Origin of the sequence: Myroides sp. C4067, assembly GCF_038039665.1 — a bacterium.
GTDB classification, from domain to species: Bacteria; Bacteroidota; Bacteroidia; order Flavobacteriales; family Flavobacteriaceae; genus Flavobacterium; species Flavobacterium odoratimimum.
In genome coordinates, this window is the sequence record NZ_JBBPHJ010000004.1 from 242,897 (window position 1) to 251,476 (window position 8,580).

General features: G+C 30.6%; 9 protein-coding genes. 6 read left to right on the forward strand and 3 right to left on the reverse strand.

Going from position 1 to position 8,580, the window contains the following annotated elements; genetic code table 11:
* Nucleotides 1–90: 90 nt before the first annotated feature.
* On the reverse strand, nucleotides 91–663 hold the full coding sequence (locus tag AABL87_RS04580) for a hypothetical protein (RefSeq protein ID WP_006258866.1): 573 nt from the start codon (nucleotides 661–663) through the stop codon (nucleotides 91–93).
* 136 nt (nucleotides 664–799) lie between these two features.
* Between AABL87_RS04580 and AABL87_RS04585 the strand changes: the two genes are divergently transcribed.
* Complete coding sequence (locus AABL87_RS04585) at nucleotides 800–1,645, forward strand: hypothetical protein (protein WP_059050762.1); 846 nt, start codon at nucleotides 800–802, stop codon at nucleotides 1,643–1,645.
* 52 nt (nucleotides 1,646–1,697) lie between these two features.
* Here the strand turns inward: AABL87_RS04585 and AABL87_RS04590 are convergent, their stop codons facing one another.
* Nucleotides 1,698–3,968, reverse strand: coding sequence for an FUSC family protein (locus tag AABL87_RS04590; protein WP_006263588.1), 2,271 nt, complete (start codon nucleotides 3,966–3,968; stop codon nucleotides 1,698–1,700).
* A 145-nt stretch (nucleotides 3,969–4,113) separates the two neighbouring features.
* Between AABL87_RS04590 and def the strand changes: the two genes are divergently transcribed.
* The 3 genes from def to mazG all read left to right on the forward strand — a co-directional run bounded on the left by def (nucleotide 4,114) and on the right by mazG (nucleotide 6,045).
* A complete protein-coding gene (def, locus tag AABL87_RS04595) occupies nucleotides 4,114–4,701 on the forward strand; it encodes a peptide deformylase (protein WP_006258863.1) in 588 nt (195 codons plus the stop codon).
* A gap of 63 nt (nucleotides 4,702–4,764) precedes the next feature.
* On the forward strand, nucleotides 4,765–5,184 hold the full coding sequence (locus tag AABL87_RS04600; protein WP_006258862.1) for a DUF5606 family protein: 420 nt from the start codon (nucleotides 4,765–4,767) through the stop codon (nucleotides 5,182–5,184).
* Between the two features lie 75 nt (nucleotides 5,185–5,259).
* On the forward strand, nucleotides 5,260–6,045 hold the full coding sequence (gene mazG, locus AABL87_RS04605) for a nucleoside triphosphate pyrophosphohydrolase (protein WP_341277021.1): 786 nt from the start codon (nucleotides 5,260–5,262) through the stop codon (nucleotides 6,043–6,045).
* Nucleotides 6,046–6,055: 10 nt separating this feature from the next.
* Here mazG and AABL87_RS04610 read toward each other — a convergent pair whose 3' ends face one another.
* Nucleotides 6,056–6,316: a hypothetical protein gene (locus tag AABL87_RS04610; protein ID WP_006261204.1), complete on the reverse strand. Its 261-nt coding sequence runs from the start codon at nucleotides 6,314–6,316 to the stop codon at nucleotides 6,056–6,058.
* Between the two features lie 439 nt (nucleotides 6,317–6,755).
* Between AABL87_RS04610 and AABL87_RS04615 the strand changes: the two genes are divergently transcribed.
* Nucleotides 6,756–7,868, forward strand: coding sequence for a hypothetical protein (locus AABL87_RS04615; protein WP_341277022.1), 1,113 nt, complete (start codon nucleotides 6,756–6,758; stop codon nucleotides 7,866–7,868).
* Between the two features lie 85 nt (nucleotides 7,869–7,953).
* On the forward strand, nucleotides 7,954–8,448 hold the full coding sequence (locus AABL87_RS04620; protein ID WP_006261206.1) for a hypothetical protein: 495 nt from the start codon (nucleotides 7,954–7,956) through the stop codon (nucleotides 8,446–8,448).
* Nucleotides 8,449–8,580 lie beyond the last annotated feature (132 nt).

Genomic DNA, 8,580 nt, shown 5'->3' on the forward strand with positions numbered 1-8,580 from the left:
AGTCTAGTAAAAACGCTGTAGGTCTTTAAAATAAAAAGCCAATAATAGTCTTCTATCATTGGCTTTTAAAGTAATAAGCGATTTTCTTTTTTAATTAAATCTTAATTCTGCTGTATATAGAATAATAACTTCTGTTAGATTATAGTCCTCGTCGTAAATAGGAGAGTAAAAATACACATATACAGAATCTTTAAATTTCGTTAAGGGAATTGTCTCATAGCTAGACAAATTATTAAGTACTTTTATTGTTCTATTTCCAACCCAGTGTTCTGCATTTCCTTTTGGATTTTTATCAAATCGATGGTCTTTAGCGTTCGTATAATACCAATAAGTAGGTACTTCATCCGAAATAATCAGTTCTTTATTAGGATTAAAAACTTCATCTGCGATAGCAGTGCTGTTAAACCATTCTACTTCTAAATCAGCTTCGCCTATAGCAGAGCGATAGATATCGTTATCAAAAGTAGCTCCTATTAGAAAACCATCTACATTATTTGAAGTAACTTCGAATACAAACTCATTGCTTTTAAGTGTGACAACTCCATCCTGCATAGGAACGATAGCACCATTTTGTTTCACTTCTACTTGTACAGTTCCTTCTTGTGCCCAGCTGCTTATTTGTACAGTTATGAATAGTAATAAGCTAAGACCGATTTTTTTCATCTTTAATTTCTATTTTTTGATCGTTTATGAAGCAAAGGTAAGCTATATATACTGTACGAATATTCGCTGTAAATGGGGATATTTACGAAATGAGAATAGTATGATCTTTGAAATAATATAAAAGAGTGTAATAAAGATGTATATAGGTACAACAACCCCTGGACGTAAAGAAAGATTCATTATAGTAGAAAAAGGAGATTCTGCTCAATCTCTCATAATCTTTAGTCAAGAAGAACGAATAACTAATTTAATTATATCAGGACAAGAAAGCGGCTTAGAAATATTATTAGACGAATCCTTTGCTCCTTTGTTTAAAACGATACAGATTCTTCACTTAAAAGATATCAATATTGATAAGAATTGGCTATATCAGTTTGTAAACTTAAAGCGCTTAGAGATTAAAGGTTGTCAGTATAAAGGGAAAGAACCATTAGATTGGTTGAAGTTTACAACTTTGGAGGAATTGTTTACTCCCTATTCTAAGCTATTTGAGAATTTGTTTGTACATCCTACTTTAAGAACAGTCTTTATAGAAAACTTTGATAAGGAAGGCTTTGTTTTTCCCGTAAACACTGTAATAGAATCTTTATCAATAGAAAAAAGTAAAGAGTGTAAATGGAGTAGTTTAGTCAACTTAAGTGCCTTAAAAGCACTTTATTTGGTAAAAATACCTACGCTGATAGATGTTAATTGGTTAAGTACACTTACGCACTTAGAAGATATAGAGTTGAGTGCTTGCAAAAAGATAAATAATGTGATAACGTCTATTGCAGAGGTAAGTACTTTAAAGGCTGTTTATTTATCAGCTATGGGAGATATTGAATCATTAAAACCATTTGAGAAGCTTCAAAATTTAAAAGAGTTAACCATCGAAGAAGGAGGAAGGCTTATCGATAAGAAAAGTAGTACCATTCTAAACAAACTAAATAATCTTGAATATAGTATAGAGATGAAAAATTATGTAGATAGTAGTGAAGAGTAGAACTAGATACTAATAAAGCAAAAGGGGATGTACATAACATCCCCCTTTGTTTTTATGGTATAATCTTCTTTCTAAGTGAACTTAGCATAGATACTTCAGATTCTTCTTGTTTCTTTAATGCTGCAATGCTAGCTGTAATCTTGAATATCTTTTCTGAAAGTGAGGATAACCACATCAGTTGCTCAATAACCAATACAGACTCTTCCATCAGGCTCTGTATTTGTTTATCATCAGAGTAAGTTTTCTTTAATTCGTATTCACGGATACCTTTTAGATATGACATACTGAGATTAAAGTTCTCACTGCGTTCTATGATGGTTATCTCACCATTATTATAATCTTCTAATAGAGCGATAGTTTGTTTTAAATTACCTATTGTGTAGTCCATAACTACATTAAATGCTTCAGAAGCTTTGGTAGTTGTATGTGACTGTACGTATATTCCTATAGAAGCAGCTGTCGAAAGGAAGGTATGATTAAGTACAGCTAACTCATAGAGTTCTGTTCTATACTTCTGTTTAGACTTAGGCTCTTGGATCATACGTTGAAAAGAAGCCATAAGGTTACCTATCTCAATAAAAGCATATTTTCTAGCTAATTTATAAGGTAGGGTTACTTCTCCTTTTTCATTGTAGTAAAGTGTAATTTCCTTTACGTACTCTTTATTCGCTTCTATCGATTTTTTTAGATGTGTATTTAAGTTTAAGAATTCCCATGAAGGCCATAGTAGATAGTTCGCTCCGAAGGCTAATAACGCTCCTATGATAGTATCAATAACTCTATAGATCATAACATCCATAAAATCAGGTGTAAGTAACCCATATATCAGTACTACATACATCGTGATAAAGGTAACTCCAACTTTATAGTCTGTGTGAGAGAACCAATACCCTATAATCATGGTTAGTACTGTAATATAAGCAATGACTGTGGCACTAGGAATAATATATAACAATCCTATAGCCACTAAACCTCCAATAACAGTACCTATTACACGCTCAAAAGATCGCTGCTTAGTCAATCCAAAACCAGGACGCATAATAACAACGATAGTTAGTAATATCCAATACCCGTTTAATACACCTGATATTTTACTAACGATAAGTCCTGCTAATATGGTCAAGGTAAGTCTTAGAGCATGTCTAAATATGGTAGAGGTAAAGTTTAAGTTCTCTTTTAGAGTTTCTAAACGATAATGCACAGGAGTTAAGAATTTTTCTAAATCCTTAAAGCGCTCTTCTACATCTGCACTAAATGCTTTCTCTGTTAGAGCTTTTTCTAAATCATGAATTTTGTTTACCTGATTTTCCGCATAATGGATAACATTCGAGAACATGACTACAGCTTCTACCATATTAGTAGACTCTCCATTCTTAACAAAATCGTTAAGCATGGCCTGAATCTCTGCTAATTCTTTAGATAGGTCATATTTAGATCTATACTTAGTCCCTAAGTTTATAGAGTAGGCAATATCGTCAATTGTCTCCGCAAAGTGATAAGCTAATTTCTGATAACATTCTATAATTTCAGGTCTTTTGCTAAATAACTCATGTAGTTTGCTGTGTTCAAAAGAAGTAGACACAGCTACTTCTAGTATTTCTACTAGAGTAGAGAAGGCTACTAGCAATCTACGGTTATTAGAAGAGTTGCCTGTATTAGCTTTATTTCGAACTAAATATTCTCTCAGGTTTTCATGTACCTCATTGAGGCTTACTTGTATATTTAATTGTTCTTCTGTGATCTTTTCTACATTAGCATTCTTATCCCACAGTTGTCCTCTGTGTTTTAGATAATCTGCTGTAAGCTCCATACACTCAGATGTCTGTAATACAGCATATCGCTTAGGTCTAAGGAGATTAAAAGTAACAGATACCAATAAGTAAAGTAATCCTCCTAATAGAAGCATTAAACAGTGCATAAATAAGGCATGCCCTTCATAACTATGTGCTAACCCTAAACTAGCCGCTAATAGTCCTGTAAATGAAAGCATATTTGCACGATGACCGTATACAGATATCATGCTTAAAGAGAAGAATATAAAGACAAATATCGGGTAGAAATACCAGTTGCCATCAGTGATGGATAGGGTGAAAGTAACAGCTGGTACAGTAAATGCACCTACTAAAAGCCCTATTATTTTATCTTTTTTATTACTAGGAATATCAACAGGAGCTGTTAACATGGCACCAATAGCCGCAGCAAAAGCCCAATCAAAAGCTTCATAGGGCATTAGTATTAAAAAAGGGACAACAGCTGATATAGTGATTTTTAACGAATCTGCAAGATGCGTATTATCTGTGAATTTTCTAGCTTTTCCTAGCATAGGTTACTTAATCTTTGGCTTTAATTAGAGAATAGTACTTTTTATCAAGCAAGATAAAACAAATAAGACATCAAAAATAATTTGTAGTATTATTTATTCATTTATTTTTGAGTATTTTTGCACCTTTAGAATAAAATAAGAAGACATGATATTATCAATAGTTGGGTATGGTGATGCTGTTCTACGTAAAGTAGGGGAAGATATCACTAAAGACTATCCAAACTTACAAGAGCTAATAGCTAATATGTACGATACAATGTATGGAGCACATGGAGTAGGATTAGCAGCACCTCAGGTAGGATTACCTATTAGATTATTCGTTGTAGATACAGCTCCTTTTGCTGAAATGGATGGGAATACTGAAGAAGAGATTGCTTTTTTGACTACTTTTAAAAGAACATTTATAAATGCTAAGATTTTAAAAGAAGAAGGAGAAGAGTGGTCTTTTAATGAAGGATGTTTGAGTATTCCAGATGTTCACGAACCAGTTAAAAGAAAATCTAAGATACAAATAGAATATTTTGACGAAAACTTCGTTAAACATGTAGAAGAATTTGATGGTCTTGCGGCACGAGTTATTCAACATGAGTACGATCACATTGAAGGTGTGCTGTTTACAGATAAAATATCTATCTTAAAAAAGAAGTTAATTTCTAAAAAGTTAAATAATATCCTTGAAGGAAAAATATTTACAGATTATAAAATGAAATTAACTAAGAAAAAAGGTAGATAAATAACTTGATTATTAATAACAATTTAAGATATTTGCGACTCTTAAAGTAAAATTTAGACAAAAATGAGTTTAGAAAAAGTTTTAGCTATTTCGGGAAAACCAGGTTTATATGAGTTACTAGTACAAACTCGTACAGGATTTATCGCTGAATCATTGGCTGATGGGAAAAAAAGTACAGTAGGATTAAGAAATAACGTTAGTTTACTATCAGAAATTTCTATCTATACTTACAATGAAGAAGTAAAGTTATTTGAAGTTTTCAGAAACATTGCTGCAAAAGAAAACAATGGTGAAGCTATTTCTCACAAAGAAGACAATCCTACATTAGTGGCTTACTTCAGAGAAGTATTACCAGAATTTGATGAAGAAAGAGTATATGTTTCTGATATCAAAAAAGTATTGAATTGGTATAATATCATTCAAAGAAGAGGATTAATTGCAGAAGCTTTTAGTGCAGCTGCAACAGAAACTGAAGCAAAATAATTTATAAGAATTATATGTAGAAAGCCCGTTTTGTAAAAAGCGGGCTTTTTTTTATTTTAGACCAAAAGAATCAAGATGCATACAAGACAAGAGCAATTAGAGGCTATAGATCGCTTACTAACTATACTAGACGAGCTTAGAGTAAAATGTCCATGGGATAAAAAACAAACATTCGATAGCTTAAAAAACCTTACTGTAGAAGAAATGTACGAATTAGTAGATGCTATTACAGAAGGGGATACGGATGAAATGAAAAAAGAACTGGGGGATTTATTAATGCATATTGTTTTTTATGCTAAGATAGGTAGTGAACAGTCTTTGTTTGATATTAAAGATGTTGCTGATAGTATCTCAGATAAACTTATTTTTAGACATCCTCATATTTATGGTGATGTAAAAGTAGATTCTGAAAAGGATGTATTGGTAAATTGGGAAAAACTAAAATTAAAAGAGGGAAACAGATCAGTCTTAGCGGGTGTGCCTAAAGGTTTACCAGCTTTAATAAAAGCTTATCGCATTCAAGAAAAAGCAAGTGGAGTAGGGTTTGATTGGGACGAAGCTAGTGATGTTTGGCAAAAAGTAGAGGAAGAGATAGAAGAGTTTAAGGTAGAAGTGAAGGCCGATAATCAAGACCTAATGGAAGAAGAATTTGGAGATATCTTGTTCACACTAGTTAATTATGCTCGTCATAAGGGGATTGACCCTGAAAAGGCATTGGCTAGATCTAACAGTAAGTTTATTTCTCGATTTAATATAGTAGAAGAATTAGTTAATAAAGAAAAAGGTGGTTTTGAAGATGTAACTCTTCAAGAATTAGATCAATATTGGAATAAAGCAAAAGAACAAAAAAGCCCCAATTAAGGGGGCTTTTTTATTTTAACAATTCGCATTCAATATCTATATGACAATCAACTATTCCGATTTGAGATAAAACACTTGTAATTTCAAAAATCTCTTTTTTCTTATAACATATTTTATTTCCGACAACAAACCTCTCTAGTTTATCTCGATTCCCATCATTACTTACAAACTCAAATTGTTCAAAGTCCTTATAATTATCACATTCTACTCTTTGTGAATTGTCATCGTTTTCTCTATTAAGGTTAACTCTGTGCACAGCAATTATACTCATATTTTTTTATTTAATTTAAACATTAGTAATCTACTAACTATTTAACCAACTTCTGATACTCAACAATTGATTCTTACACTAGCTAATACTTACAAATTCTTAAACTGATTACCAAGATATATAAAACAGATGTACTACTATCTGTGTTATTTCAATAAAGAAGTGAAGTAATCCACAAAATGTATCATAGTCCAATAGCTGTGATACATCTTTATTATAATTACTAACATTTAACATCTACTCTAAAAAACCATAAGGGCTCGGCAAACATAAGATTTGACACTAAAAACCTCACAAATGTTAAATGTTAATTTTTATAATAACCTCAATTTTAATTAACAATTGTTTTTATATACATTCGTTATTGATAAATTAAAAACATAAACTAATTCTAAATTAAAATGAAAAAACTATTTTGTTTTTAACAACAAGTTTACTATTGTTTTCTTGTTCAAATGATGATCAAGTTAGTTCTAATAACCTTGATCAAAAATCACAAAATTCTATTCAGAAAATTAAAACTGAATTTAATGAAGAGTATAAGCTAATTCCTAACTACAAAAAATTCAAAAATGTAGACTGGGATAATCCTAAAGTATTTACTTATGGGGATAATAAAAAAGGAATTTCGTTAAAAACGTATAACACAAAAAATGAAAACGAATTCAACTTATTAATTGGGTATAACAAAGAAGGAGAAGAGTACTACTTTTTATCCACTGATAAACCACAAGAACTAACTACAGAAGATATTGTTATGAAATATAATGATAAAACAGTAGTATATACTCAAGAAATTTATATCTACAATCGTAATGATAAAGAATTAAATAATAAGAAATCAGTAAGGAATAATGATAAATTAGTAACAGGTAATATTAGAGAAGATGAAGGACCTCATTGGACTATAAAAGGAAATAACGGGAATTCTGGTGGTTCAGGTAGCTATTTAGACCTTGATGCGATGTACGAGTTAGATAGTTGGAGTAGACCTGGAGGAGGGAGTTCAAATGGAGGAGGAGGTACTGGTATGGCAGTAGTAACATCACCTGCCCCAGAATATAAAATAATCATTGATAAAACATTTGCTGACAACAGCTGCATAATGGCTATTTATAACAAACTAGGAGGGGTAGATATGGCTAAAAGGTATCTTAATGCTTTTGATAATCAATTAAAAGCCCCAGATTTAACATGGAAATTAGAATCTATTGATTCAAAAAGTAATACAATTGTACATGGTCAGACAGATCCATTAGGCTTTTATAATTATGAAATTACAATTAATAAAAATCATATAGATTATCCCCTTGAAGTAGCTGGTACAATGTTACATGAATTAATTCATGCTACACTAATGAGATGGATTGATTCTGTAGGAAGAGAATTAACAACCAAAAATTACCCAGATCTTTTCGATTATTATTCAAGATACAATAAAGAAGAAGCTCAACATAATTTAATGGCTAATTCATATGTTGATTTAATGGTAAAAACCCTTAAACAATATGATAGTTCATATGACAACAAATATTATGAAGCTATTGCTTGAGGTGGATTAGAAGGCACTACTGATTACAATAATCTATCTTCTAAAAAGAAAAAAGAATTAAAAGACAACTTAAAAGAATATAGAAATGATAAAAACAAAATCAATTGTAAATAAACACTATATAATATATATATTGTTAATATTAAGCACTTTAAAACCTGTATATAGTCAAAAAACAACAGTAAAAGAGGTTATTATTTTAGATACTAATAAAGAATTACTAAACAATACTACTGAGTGGTTTTCTTTCAATAAATCTAAAAAAAAGTGGCAATATAAAAATAACTCCGATAATTTCTATTTTGACTTAATCAAAGAAGTTGTTATAGATGATATTCCAAAAAATCATAAAGTAATATCTTTAAATAAGTTTAATAACGATATTGAAGAAAAATATGCCAAAATATATGAAGATAAATATAAAGAAAAGTATGGGGCACCTCCAAAAAAAGGAATTTTATATATTAATTTAATATATAAAAAAGAATTCAAATATGAAAATTTATATTTAATGCTTTATAAAGAAGATTCAGTAAAGTATTATAAAGTAAATTTTGATTATCACTGGACATCTCATTAGAAGACTATAATTAAGTATAAAAAGCCTGGCGAAATGCTCAGGCTTTTTATATTATTATAACACACTAACATTAAAACGTATGCACCCCAGCAAGTGCATGTTTCATAATATAATGTAAGGAAGTAAGTTTGC